We start from the raw sequence: 14,585 nt of genomic DNA on the forward strand, positions 1-14,585 counted from the left end.
CTCATTATTTTTGTAGGGTACAACGTATTAAATTTTTCCTTCACTGCCACAGACACCGATAATACGAGTTACCACTTCCTTCATGGCGGCTTTTGCGGGTTGCATATAATGGCGAGGGTCATTTGCCGCAGGATTATTGTAGAAATATCCTTTTAACGCATCGGCAAAAGCAATTTTCAGTTCCGTCGCGACATTCACTTTACAAATACCGCGGCGAATACAGTGCTGAACGTCCTGTTCCGATAAGCCCGAAGCACCATGCAACACCAGCGGAACATCCACTAACTGACGAATCTGTTCCAGCCGCGCAAAATCCAGGCGTGGTTCGTGCGCATATAAACCGTGTGCTGTTCCTATTGCTACCGCAAGGGAGTCAATTTGTGTGCGTTGGACAAACTCTGCCGCTGCGGTTGGTGAGGTATACGCTGAATCTTTTTCATCCACCAGCAGATCGTCCTCCTGGCCGCCAAGGCGCCCCAGCTCGGCCTCGACGCTAACATCAAAGCGATGACAAAAGGCGGTAACTTCTTGCACTCGCGCGATGTTGTCTTCAAACGGTAGATGGGAACCATCAATCATGACAGAGCGTATCCCGGCACGTACTTTGTTAAAAATATCTTCACTTTCTTCATGGTGGTCGAGATGCAGGACTAACGGCAGGCTGTACTCGCGAGCCAGCGATTGTACTAACGAAATTAAACTTCCCACGCCGCCATAACGATAAGTACCGGGAGTTCCCGCCAGCATAACGGGAGAGCGAAGTTGTGCGGCACTCTCAATAACAACCTGTAGTGTTTCAAGGTTATGAATATTGAAAGCGGGGACAGCGTATCCTTCTGACTGGGCTTTTTTCAGCATGCTTTTGCTTGAAATAATGTACATCGCGGCTCCTGTTTTTCGGCGTTCTTCTTACAAAACGAAGAAAGGGAATCTTTACTTTCATTTTGAAAGCAAACTAGCACAGCAAAAGCAGCGAAAAGCGTGATGCATGTCGAAAATCGCTAAAATAACTTACAAAATATAACCATATTTGTTTTTTACTTTGTAAATGAAAACTATGATAACGTTGTTCATATGAAGTTTTTTCCATTATTTTCAATGAATTAAATGATTGATGGTGTGATTTTGGAACCACATTCTTATTTTCAAAATGTCGATATTATTGATGGGTAACTTTCAAAGAAAAATACAAGGGGCTATAGTGTTACGCATTAAAGGCCAATGAAGAGTGTTAACGTGCCGAGAAAATCGTCTAACCTACTGAAACGCAGATTAAAAATTGCAGAAATTGTTGCCGCCCAGGGTGAAATCAAAGTTGATGACTTATCTGCTCAACTTGGTGTTTCTGGCGTGACGATCCGCGGCGATCTTAGTTATCTGGAGCAACAGGGATATTTAAAGCGATCATTTGGCGGTGCTATTGCAACACCACTCTCCTCTGAACCAGAAGCGATACAACCGATCGCGCCGCTGTCTCTGGCACAACAAATGGAAATAGCACGACATTGCGCGCGGCTAATTCGCGATCGTGACACGCTATTTCTCGGACATGGAACAATCTGCCGTAAGATCATTCCCTTGCTCAGCGAAGTGAAAAAACTGCGTCTGATCACCAACGATCCCGAACATGCGCTGCTGGCAAATCAGTTTATTGATGGCGAAATAATTCTGGCTGGCAGTGAAATGCTGCGCCCTGACACCGCACTGGCCGGAAAACCGCTCGAACAGGCACTTCAGCATTTCACCATTACACATAGCATTCTGGAAATCAGCCATCTGGATACTGATGGTACTTTAAATATCAACGCTCCCAGACTTGCCGCTGCCTGGCAGCTCTGTTTCGATAATGCCCAGAATAAGACGGTTATCGTTGTCGCCGATCCTGCGCCATCAACGGCTGCTATCGGACATTTGCATCAGGCAGAAAATGTGATCGTCAGCCGCAGCATGAACGAACAATATCAGCAACAATTGCAGTCGGCTGATTTCGTTATTCTTTATACCAGTAATGAGTGCTTTACCTGGTCCAATCGCGAAAGGCTTCAGGCATAAGAGGGGTTTTGTGACAATAACTATCTGCGCTATGGGCGAATTGCTGGCCGAGTTTTTGTCCCGCACCCCACACCAAAAATTCACTCAGCCTGGGGAGTTTATCGGGCCATTTCCCAGCGGCGCGCCAGCAATTTTTGCTGCTCAGGTGGCAAAACTGTCCGGCAGGGCCATCTTCTTTGGATGTATTGGTAATGATGATTTTGGCCGACTCATTATTGAACGCCTGCGTCATGAAGGCGTCATTACCGATGGGATCCACGTGATGAACAATGCCGTAACAGGTACGGCATTTGTCAGTTATCAAAATCCGCAGCAGCGGGATTTCGTCTTTAATATTCCTAATAGTGCCTGCGGTTTGTTTACTGCCGAGCACATTGATAATGATCTGCTAAGACAGTGTAACCATCTGCACATTGTGGGCTCATCGTTGTTCTCATTTCGCATGATCGATGTCATGCGTAAAGCGATAACGACGATCAAATCGGCTGGCGGCACCGTCTCTTTCGATCCTAATATTCGTAAAGAGATGCTGAGTATTCCTGAAATGTCACAGGCTCTCGATTATTTGATTGAATATACGGATATTTTTATCCCAAGCGAAAGCGAACTCCCTTTCTTCGCGCGTCACAAAAATCTTTCAGAAGAACAGATTGTTAGCGATCTTCTCCACGGCGACGTGAAACATGTGGCAATAAAACGCGCCCAGCGTGGAGCCAGCTATTACCAGCTAAAAAACGGGACATTACACGCCCAACATGTTGCAGGTCATGATATCGAAATCATCGATCCAACCGGCGCTGGCGACTGCTTTGGCGCAACTTTTATCACTCTTTTCTTATCCGGTTTCCCGGCACACAAGGCGCTGCAATATGCAAATGCCAGCGGCGCACTCGCCGTAATGCAGCAAGGTCCGATGGAAGGGATATCCTCTCTGGCGGACATTGAAGACTTTTTGCAGCAGCACTGAACGGCAATTTTCTGTCAGATTATTTTCCCTGCCTGAAGACTTGCCGTAGAATTGCCCGTTTCTCGTATCCCCCCATGAGGAGGACCCCTTCCGTGGACACTCGTTTTGTTCAGGCCCATAAAGAGGCGCGCTGGGCGCTGGGGCTGACCCTTTTGTATCTGGCGGTATGGTTAGTAGCCGCTTACTTACCTGGCGTTGCCCCCGGTTTTACCGGCTTTCCGCGCTGGTTTGAGATGGCCTGCATCCTGACGCCGCTGCTGTTTATTGGACTGTGCTGGGCGATGGTGAAATTTATCTATCGCGATATCCCGCTGGAGGATGACGATGCAGCTTGAAGTGATTCTACCGCTGGTCGCCTATCTGGTGGTGGTGTTCGGTATCTCTGTTTATGCGATGCGTAAACGGAGCACCGGCACCTTCCTCAATGAGTATTTCCTCGGCAGCCGTTCCATGGGCGGTATTGTGCTGGCGATGACGCTCACCGCGACCTATATCAGTGCCAGTTCGTTTATCGGCGGGCCAGGCGCTGCTTATAAATACGGCCTGGGTTGGGTATTGCTGGCGATGATTCAGCTTCCTGCAGTCTGGCTTTCGCTTGGTATACTCGGCAAGAAGTTCGCGATTCTTGCGCGCCGCTACAATGCGGTGACGCTGAACGATATGCTGTTTGCCCGCTACCAGAGTCGTCTTCTGGTGTGGCTGGCGAGTTTGAGTTTGCTGGTTGCGTTCGTTGGTGCGATGACCGTGCAATTTATCGGCGGTGCGCGTCTGCTGGAAACCGCGGCGGGTATTCCTTATGAAACCGGGCTGCTGATTTTCGGTATCAGTATTGCGTTATATACCGCCTTTGGCGGCTTTCGCGCCAGTGTGCTGAACGACACCATGCAAGGTCTGGTGATGCTGGTTGGCACCATTGTGCTGCTGGTCGGCGTGGTACATGCCGCTGGCGGCTTAAGCAACGCGGTAGAGACGCTGCAAACCATCGATCCACAGCTGGTTACGCCACAAGGCGCTGACGATATTCTGTCACCTGCCTTTATGACATCGTTCTGGGTACTGGTGTGCTTTGGCGTTATTGGCCTGCCGCATACTGCGGTGCGCTGTATCTCTTATAAAGACAGCAAAGCAGTGCATCGGGGGATCATCATCGGGACGATTGTAGTCGCAATCCTGATGTTCGGTATGCACCTGGCCGGAGCGTTAGGTCGTGCAGTGATCCCCGATCTCACCGTACCGGATCTGGTGATCCCGACGTTGATGGTAAAAGTGCTGCCACCGTTTGCTGCCGGGATCTTCCTTGCAGCACCGATGGCTGCGATCATGTCGACGATCAACGCCCAGTTACTGCAAAGTTCCGCTACGATCATTAAAGATCTCTATCTGAATATCCGTCCGGATCAAATGCAAAACGAGACGCGTCTGAAGCGGATGTCGGCGGTGATTACGTTGATTCTCGGCGCGTTGCTGCTACTTGCCGCCTGGAAGCCGCCAGAAATGATCATCTGGCTGAATTTGCTGGCCTTCGGTGGGCTGGAAGCCGTTTTCCTGTGGCCGCTGGTGCTGGGCCTTTACTGGGAACGCGCTAACGCCAAAGGCGCGCTAAGTGCGATGATCGTTGGCGGCGTGCTGTACGCCGTACTCGCGACGCTGAATATTCAGTACCTGGGCTTCCACCCTATCGTGCCCTCGTTACTACTAAGTTTGCTGGCTTTCCTGGTCGGAAACCGTTTCGGTACAGCCGTCCCGCAAGCTACCGTTTTGACTACTGATAAATAAAGAGTTTTGCCATGCCTTGGATCCAACTGAAACTGAACACCACCGGCGCGAACGCTGAAGATCTTAGCGATGCGCTGATGGAAGCAGGTGCCGTATCTATTACTTTTCAGGATACCCACGATACGCCAGTATTTGAGCCGCTGCCGGGCGAAACGCGCCTGTGGGGCGATACCGATGTGATTGGTCTGTTCGATGCTGAAACCGACATGAATGAAGTCGTGGCGATTCTGGAGAATCATCCGCTGCTCGGCGCAGGCTTCGCGCACAAAATCGAACAACTGGAAGATAAAGACTGGGAGCGCGAATGGATGGACAATTTCCACCCAATGCGCTTTGGCGAACGTCTGTGGATCTGCCCAAGCTGGCGTGATGTGCCAGACGAAAACGCCGTCAACGTGATGTTAGACCCGGGCCTGGCGTTTGGTACGGGGACTCATCCAACTACCTCTCTGTGCCTGCAATGGCTCGACAGCCTCGATTTAACCGGTAAAACGGTAATCGATTTTGGCTGTGGCTCCGGCATTCTGGCAATCGCGGCGCTGAAACTGGGCGCAGCAAAAGCCATTGGTATTGATATCGATCCGCAGGCCATTCAGGCCAGCCGCGACAACGCCGAACGTAATGGCGTTTCTGAGCGTCTGGAACTCTACTTACCCAAAGATCAGCCTGAAGCGATGAAAGCCGACGTGGTGGTCGCTAACATCCTCGCAGGCCCGTTACGCGAACTGGCACCGTTAATCAGCGTCCTGCCGGTTTCAGGCGGTTTGCTGGGCCTTTCCGGGATTCTGGCAAGCCAGGCGGAGAGCGTTTGTGAAGCCTATGCCGACAGCTTCGTTCTGGACCCGGTCGTGGAAAAAGAAGAGTGGTGTCGCATTACTGGTCGTAAGAATTAACCGCCAGAATGCGGCATAGTGATGTAGAGAGAAGTGCGAGCAACGTCACAAAAGGCACGTAATTTTGCTGATTATTTAGGCAAATTTGCGTGCCAAAATTTTCATTCATAAAGAAAAATTGAGAACTTACTCAAATTTCTTTGAGTGCGAATTTTAATCACTTATTTCTAATGTGATGATTTTTATGATTAATTATTCCGCCGAGTTCATTTTAAATGCAATTCTTTGATCCATCTCAGAGGATTGGTCAAAGTTTGGCCTTTCATCTCGTGCAAAAAATGCGTAATATACGCCGCCTTGCAGTCACAGTATGGTCATTTCTTAACTCATGCGCATCGGACAATATCAGCTCAGAAATCGCCTGATCGCAGCGCCCATGGCTGGCATTACAGACAGACCTTTTCGGACGTTGTGCTACGAGATGGGAGCCGGATTGACAGTATCCGAGATGATGTCTTCTAACCCTCAGGTTTGGGAAAGCGACAAATCTCGTTTACGGATGGTGCACATTGATGAACCCGGTATTCGCACCGTGCAAATTGCCGGTAGCGATCCGAAAGAAATGGCAGATGCAGCACGTATTAACGTGGAAAGCGGTGCCCAGATTATTGATATCAATATGGGTTGCCCGGCTAAAAAAGTGAATCGCAAGCTTGCAGGTTCAGCCCTCTTGCAGTACCCGGATGTCGTTAAATCGATCCTTACCGAGGTCGTCAATGCAGTGGACGTTCCTGTTACCCTGAAGATTCGCACCGGCTGGGCGCCGGAACACCGTAACTGCGAAGAGATTGCCCAACTGGCTGAAGACTGTGGCATTCAGGCTCTGACCATTCATGGCCGTACACGCGCCTGTTTGTTCAATGGAGAAGCTGAATACGACAGTATTCGGGCAGTTAAGCAGAAAGTTTCCATTCCGGTTATCGCGAATGGCGACATTACTGACCCGCTTAAAGCCAGAGCTGTGCTCGACTATACAGGGGCGGATGCTCTGATGATAGGCCGCGCAGCTCAGGGAAGACCCTGGATCTTTCGGGAAATCCAGCATTATCTGGACACTGGGGAGTTGCTGCCCCCGCTGCCTTTGGCAGAGGTTAAGCGCTTGCTTTGCGCGCACGTTCGGGAACTGCATGACTTTTATGGTCCGGCAAAAGGGTACCGAATTGCACGTAAACACGTTTCCTGGTATCTCCAGGAACACGCTCCAAATGACCAGTTTCGGCGCACATTCAACGCCATTGAGGATGCCAGCGAACAGCTGGAGGCGTTGGAGGCATACTTCGAAAATTTTGCGTAAACAGAAATAAAGAGCTGACAGAACTATGTTCGAACAACGCGTAAATTCTGACGTACTGACCGTTTCTACCGTTAACTCTCAGGATCAGGTAACCCAAAAACCCCTGCGTGACTCGGTTAAACAGGCACTGAAGAACTATTTTGCTCAACTGAACGGTCAGGATGTTAATGACCTCTATGAGCTGGTACTGGCTGAAGTAGAACAGCCCCTGTTGGACATGGTGATGCAATACACCCGTGGTAACCAGACCCGTGCTGCGCTGATGATGGGCATCAACCGTGGTACGCTGCGTAAAAAATTGAAAAAGTACGGCATGAACTAATTCAGGTTAGCTAATTGCTTGATTAAAAGGCGCTACTCGGCATGGGGAAGCGCCTTTTTTATAGGTGTCGCAAAGGGAGTGACCATGAGAACAGGATGTGAGCCCACCAGGTTTGGCGACAATGCAAAGACCATTATCCACGGTGATGCATTAGCTGAACTTAAAAAGATACCCGCAGAAAGTGTCGATCTAATCTTTGCTGACCCGCCTTATAACATCGGTAAAAATTTCGATGGCCTGATCGAAGCGTGGAAAGAAGATCTGTTTATTAACTGGCTATTTGAAGTGATTACAGAGTGCCACCGCGTTCTGAAAAAACAGGGCAGCATGTACATCATGAACAGCACGGAAAACATGCCTTTTATTGACCTCCAGTGCCGCCAGCTTTTTACTATCAAAAGTCGCATCGTCTGGTCATATGACAGTTCTGGGGTGCAGGCGAAGAAACACTACGGCTCCATGTACGAACCCATCCTGATGATGGTGAAAGATGCAAAGAACTACACGTTTAACGGTGATGCTATTCTGGTTGAAGCTAAAACCGGATCGCAGCGCGCGTTGATCGATTATCGCAAAAATCCTCCACAGCCTTACAATCATCAAAAAGTACCGGGTAATGTCTGGGATTTTCCGCGCGTGCGTTATTTGATGGATGAATATGAAAACCATCCGACGCAAAAGCCTGAAGCTTTACTGAAGCGCATTATTCTCGCCTCTTCTAACCCTGGCGATGTCGTTCTCGATCCGTTTGCTGGTAGCTTCACCACCGGTGCCGTCGCCATCTCGACCGGGCGAAAATTCATTGGTATTGAGATTAACAGCGAGTACATCAAGATGGGGCTACGCCGACTGGATGTCGCGTCACATTACTCCATGGAAGAGCTGGCGAAAGTGAAAAAAAGAAAGACCTGCAACCTGTCAAAACGAAGCCGGTTAAGCGAAGTTGACCCCGATCCCATTGCAAAGTAAAGGAAGTGTAAGCCTGGTATTCAGATTATTCATTTCGTGTATATTTCCTGCCAAACTTGGTTAAACATGCACAGGCTCAGGTAATGATTCGCAAGTATTGGTGGCTCGTCGTTTTCGCTGTCTCCGTTTTTCTGTTTGATACCTTACTGATGCAGTGGATCGAACTACTGGCAACAGAAACAGACAAATGCCGCAATATGAACTCGGTTAATCCACTTAAACTGGTTAACTGTGACGAACTGAATTTTCAGGACAGAATGTAAATTTATATGACACTTAATTCATTTGTTTGATGAATTAATTTCGTTATGTTTTCATCTGGCATGAACATTCTTAATACATTATCGACTAATGCGGGTGCTTGTTTATAAAGGTCGTAACCCGCTATATTCATTAACCAGTTTTGAACAATACCGCTGAAGGCGCCATCAATAACAATCATTACGACGTCTAAGTCGAGGCTTTTAGCTATATCCCCCTGTTGCTGACATGCTTGTAATACTTCACGCAGAATCTGTGGATTAAAGCCCATCTTTTCACGTATTACTGCCTCGGCCAGCATTTCATCACTAAATTCACACTTGTGATATAAGATTTGCAGTAACGCCTGCTGGCGGGGAATTTCGGCAATATATTGCAAGCCAACAATCAGTTTTTCACGCAATTGCTGGAAAGGATCATGTTCTAACCCTTCCGTTAAACGTTCCTGGATTAACTCACGCAATGAAGGCTGTTGCAGCCACATCTCATTAAACAGTTGAGCCTTGTTTTCGAAGTGCCAGTAGATTGCGCCACGCGTGACGTTGGCGGCGTCGGCGATGTCATTGAGCGTCGTCTTGCTTACGCCATACTGCGCAAACTGGGCGATGGCGGTTTCAATCAGTTCTTGCCTGGTCTTCAGGGCTTCGGCTTTGGTTCTTTTTGCCATGATTAATCATTCAAGGAATAAATATATTCAACATAAGGGAAACAACGAGAAGTAATGTATCACCTAATGTTTATTTATACGAGAAGCTAAATCCCATCTGCTATCAATCGTCAAATAAGTCAAATCTATTGTTTGTCGATAATATATTTATTTAATAAATGTATATTTCACTTTGCGTTAAAATGCTTCCATTCTTTTCAACTCACATCAAATGAGAACATTAGAATATTAATCTATTTTTGTGTTTGCGTGCCTTGAATAGCGACTATTCATAACTATTCCTTACATCGCCGGACGATAATTTGTAGGATAGCGAACTGTATTTTTATTTCTGCGAGTTAACGCGTTGCCTTTTTCTGGCTAATAACGCGCTTTTGGTTTTTTGAGGAATAGTAATGACGAAACATGCCAGGTTTTTCCTCCTGCCCTCCTTTATCATGATCTCCGCAGCGTTAATTGCGGGTTGTAACGATAAGGGAGAAGAGAAAGCTCACGTCGGTGAACCGCAGGTTACCGTTCATGTTGTAAATATGGCCCCGTTAGAAGTTAAAACTGAATTACCAGGCCGTACTAATGCTTTCCGTATTGCCGAGGTTCGCCCACAGGTTAGCGGGATAGTGCTGAATCGTAATTTCACTGAAGGCAGCGATGTGCAAGCTGGCCAGTCCCTGTACCAGATCGATCCGGCCACTTATCAGGCAAGTTATGACAGCGCGAAAGGCGAACTGGCGAAAAGCGAAGCTGCCGCGTCCATCGCGCATTTAACGGTAAAACGTTATGTTCCGCTTGTGGGTACGAAATACATCAGCCAGCAGGAGTACGATCAGACGATTGCCGATGCTCGTCAGGCCGATGCTACCGTTATAGCCGCAAAAGCCACGGTCGAAAGCGCCCGCATCAATCTCGCTTATACCAAAGTGACTGCGCCAATTAGCGGGCGTATCGGCAAATCTTCGGTGACCGAAGGTGCTCTCGTCACTAACGGGCAAACGACCGAACTGGCGACTGTCCAGCAACTCGATCCTATCTATGTCGATGTGACCCAATCCAGCAACGACTTCATGAGACTGAAGCAGTCCGTAGAGCAAGGTAGTTTGCATAAGGAAAACGCCGCCAGCAACGTAGAGCTGGTCATGGAAAACGGTCAAACCTATCCCCTGAAAGGCACGCTGCAATTCTCTGATGTAACCGTTGATGAAAGCACCGGCTCCATTACCCTGCGCGCGGTTTTCCCTAACCCGCAACACACGCTTCTGCCAGGTATGTTTGTGCGCGCACGGATTGATGAAGGTGTACAACCTGACGCCATTCTTATCCCGCAACAGGGAGTTAGCCGCACGCCGCGTGGTGACGCTACCGTGCTGATTGTTAATGATAAAAGCCAGGTTGAGGCGCGTCCTGTTGTCGCCAGCCAGGCCATTGGCGATAAATGGCTGATTAGCGAAGGACTAAAAGCGGGTGATCAGGTCATTGTCAGCGGCCTGCAAAAAGCACGCCCGGGAGAGCAGGTTAAAGCTACTACCGATACCCCCGCAGATACTGCGTCGAAGTAAGGCAATCTGATATGGCAAACTTTTTTATTCGACGACCAATATTTGCATGGGTGCTGGCCATTATTCTGATGATGGCGGGCGTACTGGCGATCCTACAATTGCCCGTCGCCCAGTATCCAACCATTGCCCCGCCTGCTGTTTCTGTGTCGGCAAACTATCCGGGCGCTGATGCGCAAACCGTGCAGGATACGGTGACACAGGTTATCGAACAGAATATGAACGGCATCGATAATCTGATGTATATGTCCTCCACCAGCGATTCAGCCGGTAGCGTGACAATTACTCTCACCTTCCAGTCCGGGACCGATCCAGACATCGCGCAAGTGCAGGTACAAAACAAACTTCAACTTGCCACACCGTTGCTGCCGCAGGAAGTCCAGCAACAGGGGATAAGTGTCGAGAAATCAAGTAGCAGCTTTTTGATGGTGGCTGGTTTTGTTTCTGATAACCCAAGTACCACGCAAGACGATATTTCCGACTACATCGCCTCTAACGTCAAAGATACCATTAGCCGTCTGAACGGCGTTGGCGACGTGCAACTGTTCGGTGCTCAGTACGCTATGCGTATCTGGCTCGATGCCGATCTGCTGAACAAATATAAACTCACATCGGTTGATGTCATTAACCAGTTGAAAGTACAGAACGACCAGATTGCGGCCGGTCAGTTAGGCGGCACGCCGGCATTACCAGGACAGCAGTTAAACGCGTCGATTATTGCCCAGACACGGTTAAAAGATCCGAAAGAGTTCGGCAAAGTCACCCTGCGCGTGAACAGCGACGGTTCGGTAGTGCGGCTGAAAGATGTCGCACGGATTGAACTCGGTGGTGAAAACTATAACGTTATCGCCCGTATCAACGGCAAACCCGCAGCTGGCCTTGGCATTAAACTGGCAACGGGAGCTAACGCACTTGATACCGCAAAAGCCATCAAGGCCAAACTGGCAGAATTGCAGCCGTTCTTCCCACAGGGAATGAAGGTTCTTTACCCTTATGACACCACGCCATTCGTCCAGCTTTCTATCCAGGAAGTGGTGAAAACGCTGTTCGAAGCCATTATCCTGGTATTCCTGGTGATGTATCTGTTCTTGCAGAACATGCGGGCAACATTGATACCCACCATTGCTGTACCTGTCGTGTTGTTAGGGACATTTGCCATACTCGCCGCTTTTGGTTACTCCATCAACACACTAACGATGTTCGGGATGGTACTTGCCATCGGGCTTCTTGTTGATGATGCGATAGTCGTTGTGGAGAACGTCGAGCGCGTAATGATGGAGGATAAACTCCCCCCCAGAGAAGCGACGGAAAAATCGATGTCGCAAATCCAGGGCGCGCTGGTAGGTATCGCGATGGTACTGTCGGCGGTATTTATTCCGATGGCATTCTTCGGTGGCTCAACAGGGGCAATTTATCGACAGTTCTCTATCACTATTGTTTCAGCAATGGCGCTTTCAGTACTGGTTGCGCTGATTCTCACCCCCGCGTTATGTGCAACATTGCTGAAACCAGTCTCTGCCGAGCATCACGAAAATAAGGGTGGTTTCTTCGGCTGGTTTAATACCACTTTCGATCATAGCGTTAATCACTACACCAATAGCGTTGGCAAAATCCTCGGTTCCACAGGGCGATATTTACTGATCTATGCGCTGATTGTCGCCGGAATGGTAGTGCTGTTTTTACGCCTCCCTTCTTCTTTCTTGCCGGAAGAAGATCAGGGTGTCTTCCTGACCATGATCCAACTGCCCGCTGGCGCGACGCAAGAGCGGACACAAAAAGTACTGGATGAAGTGACGGATTACTATCTGAAGAACGAGAAGGCGAACGTTGAAAGTGTCTTTACAGTCAATGGATTTAGCTTCAGCGGTCAGGCGCAAAACGCCGGGATGGCCTTTGTCAGCCTTAAACCGTGGGAAGAGCGCAGTGGCGAAGAAAATAGCGCGGAAGCGGTAATTCAACGTGCCAAAATGGAACTGAGTAAAATCCGCGACGGTTTTGTCATTCCATTCAATATGCCAGCCATTGTTGAACTGGGTACGGCAACAGGTTTCGACTTTGAGTTAATCGATCAGGCGGGTCTTGGTCACGATGCCTTAACCCATGCCCGCAACCAGTTGCTTGGCATGGCGGCGCAACATCCTGAAAGCTTAGTCAGTGTGCGCCCCAATGGACTGGAAGATACTGCGCAGTTCAAACTTGAAGTTGACCAGGAAAAAGCACAGGCATTAGGCGTTTCGCTTTCTGACATTAATCAGACCATTTCTACGGCGTTAGGCGGGACGTATGTCAACGACTTCATCGACCGTGGCCGCGTGAAAAAAGTATATGTTCAGGCGGATGCCAAATTCCGTATGCTGCCAGAAGATGTCGATAAACTTTATGTCCGCAGTGCCAACGGCGAAATGGTGCCATTCTCCACCTTTACCACTTCACATTGGGTATATGGTTCTCCGCGTCTGGAACGCTACAACGGTCTACCTTCTATGGAGATTCAGGGGGAGGCCGCACCAGGCACCAGTTCCGGCGATGCGATGTCGCTAATGGAAAGCCTCGCCTCACAACTACCTAACGGAATCGGTTATGACTGGACGGGGATGTCGTATCAGGAACGCTTGTCAGGCAACCAGGCCCCTGCTCTGGTAGCCATTTCATTCGTGGTCGTTTTCCTGTGCCTTGCGGCGCTCTATGAAAGCTGGTCAATTCCTGTCTCGGTTATGTTGGTCGTGCCGTTAGGGATTGTCGGCGTGCTTCTGGCGGCGACACTCTTTAATCAGAAAAATGACGTTTATTTTATGGTGGGCTTGTTAACGACAATTGGCTTATCGGCTAAAAACGCTATTTTGATTGTTGAGTTCGCCAAAGACCTGATGGAGAAAGAGGGGAAAGGTGTCATTGAAGCGACACTGATGGCCGTACGTATGCGTCTTCGTCCTATTCTGATGACATCACTCGCCTTTATTCTCGGCGTATTGCCGCTGGCTATCAGTAATGGTGCGGGAAGCGGCGCGCAGAACGCGGTAGGGATTGGAGTCATGGGTGGCATGATTTCCGCAACATTGCTGGCAATCTTCTTTGTCCCTGTGTTCTTTGTGGTGATCCGCCGTTGCTTTAAAGGGTAAATTTAAGACAAAAAGGCGTCTTCGGACGCCTTTTTAATTTGCAGTTAAAACTATAAAAATTAATGAGTTAATGATTCACTAACTTTTGAATTGAGTGCATTCATTCTTTCTCCCTTCATTATTTTTACAATTAACATAATTTGTCATTATTCATCTCGCAAGAATTATAACTCCCGGTGATAAAATGGAATTCAGCACGTTAATAAGAAAGTTAGCTTATTAAGCGGTAGCGTTATTACTGAGGTAACACCATGAAAAGATTAATTCCTGTCGCATTGCTCACCGCATTGCTGGCGGGCTGCGCTCACGATTCACCCTGCGTTCCAGTTTATGACGATCAGGGCCGTCTGGTTCACACCAATACCTGTATGAAAGGTACGACTCAGGATAATTGGGAAACTGCCGGGGCTATTGCTGGCGGGGCAGCGGCTGTTGCTGGCCTGACGATGGGGATCATCGCTCTGTCGAAATAACTGAACAGGGCGCGGAGTTCCGCGCTCTGTTTAACGGTACAGAATCTCACAGTAAGATAAAATACAACTATATTCTGCTAGCTTATTCCCTTTTAATTTAGCATTTTATTTCGAACCATCGAAATAACACATCCATTAGTTTTTACCCTCATTTAAAACACATGCTCACGCTAACAATCATTATCCTGCTTAGTAAAATGTGAATAAATATTTTGCGCTAAAATGTGGCGTATGTTTCATTT

14 protein-coding genes are annotated in these 14,585 nt (G+C 48.5%); 12 read left to right on the forward strand and 2 right to left on the reverse strand.

Features of this window, described 5'->3' with window-relative positions:
• Positions 1-27 precede the first annotated feature (27 nt).
• Positions 28-882, reverse strand: coding sequence for a tagatose bisphosphate family class II aldolase (locus FEM44_RS07310; RefSeq protein ID WP_135523899.1), 855 nt, complete (start codon positions 880-882; stop codon positions 28-30).
• Between the two features lie 339 nt (positions 883-1,221).
• Between FEM44_RS07310 and FEM44_RS07315 the strand changes: the two genes are divergently transcribed.
• From FEM44_RS07315 to FEM44_RS07355, 9 genes are all read left to right on the forward strand, one after another.
• Positions 1,222-2,052, forward strand: coding sequence for a DeoR/GlpR family DNA-binding transcription regulator (locus FEM44_RS07315; protein ID WP_135523898.1), 831 nt, complete (start codon positions 1,222-1,224; stop codon positions 2,050-2,052).
• A gap of 31 nt (positions 2,053-2,083) precedes the next feature.
• Positions 2,084-3,019, forward strand: a complete 936-nt coding sequence (locus FEM44_RS07320) for a sugar kinase (protein WP_135523954.1) — start codon at positions 2,084-2,086, stop codon at positions 3,017-3,019.
• Between the two features lie 92 nt (positions 3,020-3,111).
• On the forward strand, positions 3,112-3,354 hold the full coding sequence (locus tag FEM44_RS07325; RefSeq protein WP_000381170.1) for a YhdT family protein: 243 nt from the start codon (positions 3,112-3,114) through the stop codon (positions 3,352-3,354).
• A complete protein-coding gene (panF, locus tag FEM44_RS07330; protein ID WP_135523897.1) occupies positions 3,344-4,795 on the forward strand; it encodes a sodium/pantothenate symporter in 1,452 nt (483 codons plus the stop codon). Before FEM44_RS07325 ends, panF begins: the two co-directional genes overlap by 11 nt.
• 11 nt (positions 4,796-4,806) lie before the next feature.
• The gene (gene prmA / locus FEM44_RS07335) at positions 4,807-5,688 is read left to right on the forward strand and encodes a 50S ribosomal protein L11 methyltransferase (protein WP_135487169.1); all 882 of its coding nucleotides are present in this window, start codon (positions 4,807-4,809) and stop codon (positions 5,686-5,688) included.
• 328 nt (positions 5,689-6,016) lie between these two features.
• Positions 6,017-6,982, forward strand: coding sequence for a tRNA dihydrouridine synthase DusB (gene dusB / locus FEM44_RS07340; RefSeq protein WP_001219652.1), 966 nt, complete (start codon positions 6,017-6,019; stop codon positions 6,980-6,982).
• Between the two features lie 25 nt (positions 6,983-7,007).
• Entirely contained in the window at positions 7,008-7,304 is a 297-nt protein-coding gene (gene fis, locus FEM44_RS07345) for a DNA-binding transcriptional regulator Fis (protein WP_000462905.1), read from the forward strand.
• An 84-nt stretch (positions 7,305-7,388) separates the two neighbouring features.
• On the forward strand, positions 7,389-8,273 hold the full coding sequence (gene yhdJ, locus FEM44_RS07350; protein ID WP_135523896.1) for an adenine-specific DNA-methyltransferase: 885 nt from the start codon (positions 7,389-7,391) through the stop codon (positions 8,271-8,273).
• An 83-nt stretch (positions 8,274-8,356) separates the two neighbouring features.
• Positions 8,357-8,536, forward strand: a complete 180-nt coding sequence (locus FEM44_RS07355) for a DUF2556 family protein (RefSeq protein WP_105274657.1) — start codon at positions 8,357-8,359, stop codon at positions 8,534-8,536.
• A 2-nt stretch (positions 8,537-8,538) separates the two neighbouring features.
• Here FEM44_RS07355 and envR read toward each other — a convergent pair whose 3' ends face one another.
• Complete coding sequence (gene envR, locus FEM44_RS07360; RefSeq protein ID WP_135523895.1) at positions 8,539-9,201, reverse strand: acrEF/envCD operon transcriptional regulator; 663 nt, start codon at positions 9,199-9,201, stop codon at positions 8,539-8,541.
• Between the two features lie 395 nt (positions 9,202-9,596).
• On the opposite strand from envR, the gene acrE reads away from it, so the two are divergent.
• The 3 genes from acrE to FEM44_RS07375 all read left to right on the forward strand — a co-directional run bounded on the left by acrE (position 9,597) and on the right by FEM44_RS07375 (position 14,343).
• Complete coding sequence (gene acrE, locus FEM44_RS07365; protein WP_135523894.1) at positions 9,597-10,754, forward strand: multidrug efflux RND transporter periplasmic adaptor subunit AcrE; 1,158 nt, start codon at positions 9,597-9,599, stop codon at positions 10,752-10,754.
• A gap of 11 nt (positions 10,755-10,765) precedes the next feature.
• Positions 10,766-13,870 (forward strand): multidrug efflux RND transporter permease subunit AcrF, encoded by a 3,105-nt coding sequence (acrF, locus tag FEM44_RS07370; RefSeq protein ID WP_135523893.1) that lies wholly within the window; start codon positions 10,766-10,768, stop codon positions 13,868-13,870.
• Between the two features lie 251 nt (positions 13,871-14,121).
• Positions 14,122-14,343: a membrane protein gene (locus FEM44_RS07375; protein WP_000825639.1), complete on the forward strand. Its 222-nt coding sequence runs from the start codon at positions 14,122-14,124 to the stop codon at positions 14,341-14,343.
• Positions 14,344-14,585: the final 242 nt, after the last annotated feature.

The organism is Escherichia sp. E4742 (genome assembly GCF_005843885.1).
Taxonomy (GTDB): Bacteria; Pseudomonadota; Gammaproteobacteria; order Enterobacterales; family Enterobacteriaceae; genus Escherichia.

What these genes read in the sequence shown, in the direction of transcription:
- FEM44_RS07310 (WP_135523899.1), bottom strand. Translation starts at nt 882, where the DNA reads ATGTACATTATTTCAAGCAAAAGCATGCTGAAAAAAGCCCAGTCAGAA.
- FEM44_RS07315 (WP_135523898.1), top strand. Translation starts at nt 1,222, where the DNA reads ATGAAGAGTGTTAACGTGCCGAGAAAATCGTCTAACCTACTGAAACGC.
- FEM44_RS07320 (WP_135523954.1), top strand. Translation starts at nt 2,084, where the DNA reads ATGGGCGAATTGCTGGCCGAGTTTTTGTCCCGCACCCCACACCAAAAA.
- panF (WP_135523897.1), top strand. Translation starts at nt 3,344, where the DNA reads ATGCAGCTTGAAGTGATTCTACCGCTGGTCGCCTATCTGGTGGTGGTG.
- prmA (WP_135487169.1), top strand. Translation starts at nt 4,807, where the DNA reads ATGCCTTGGATCCAACTGAAACTGAACACCACCGGCGCGAACGCTGAA.
- dusB (WP_001219652.1), top strand. Translation starts at nt 6,017, where the DNA reads ATGCGCATCGGACAATATCAGCTCAGAAATCGCCTGATCGCAGCGCCC.
- fis (WP_000462905.1), top strand. Translation starts at nt 7,008, where the DNA reads ATGTTCGAACAACGCGTAAATTCTGACGTACTGACCGTTTCTACCGTT.
- yhdJ (WP_135523896.1), top strand. Translation starts at nt 7,389, where the DNA reads ATGAGAACAGGATGTGAGCCCACCAGGTTTGGCGACAATGCAAAGACC.
- FEM44_RS07355 (WP_105274657.1), top strand. Translation starts at nt 8,357, where the DNA reads ATGATTCGCAAGTATTGGTGGCTCGTCGTTTTCGCTGTCTCCGTTTTT.
- envR (WP_135523895.1), bottom strand. Translation starts at nt 9,201, where the DNA reads ATGGCAAAAAGAACCAAAGCCGAAGCCCTGAAGACCAGGCAAGAACTG.
- acrE (WP_135523894.1), top strand. Translation starts at nt 9,597, where the DNA reads ATGACGAAACATGCCAGGTTTTTCCTCCTGCCCTCCTTTATCATGATC.
- acrF (WP_135523893.1), top strand. Translation starts at nt 10,766, where the DNA reads ATGGCAAACTTTTTTATTCGACGACCAATATTTGCATGGGTGCTGGCC.
- FEM44_RS07375 (WP_000825639.1), top strand. Translation starts at nt 14,122, where the DNA reads ATGAAAAGATTAATTCCTGTCGCATTGCTCACCGCATTGCTGGCGGGC.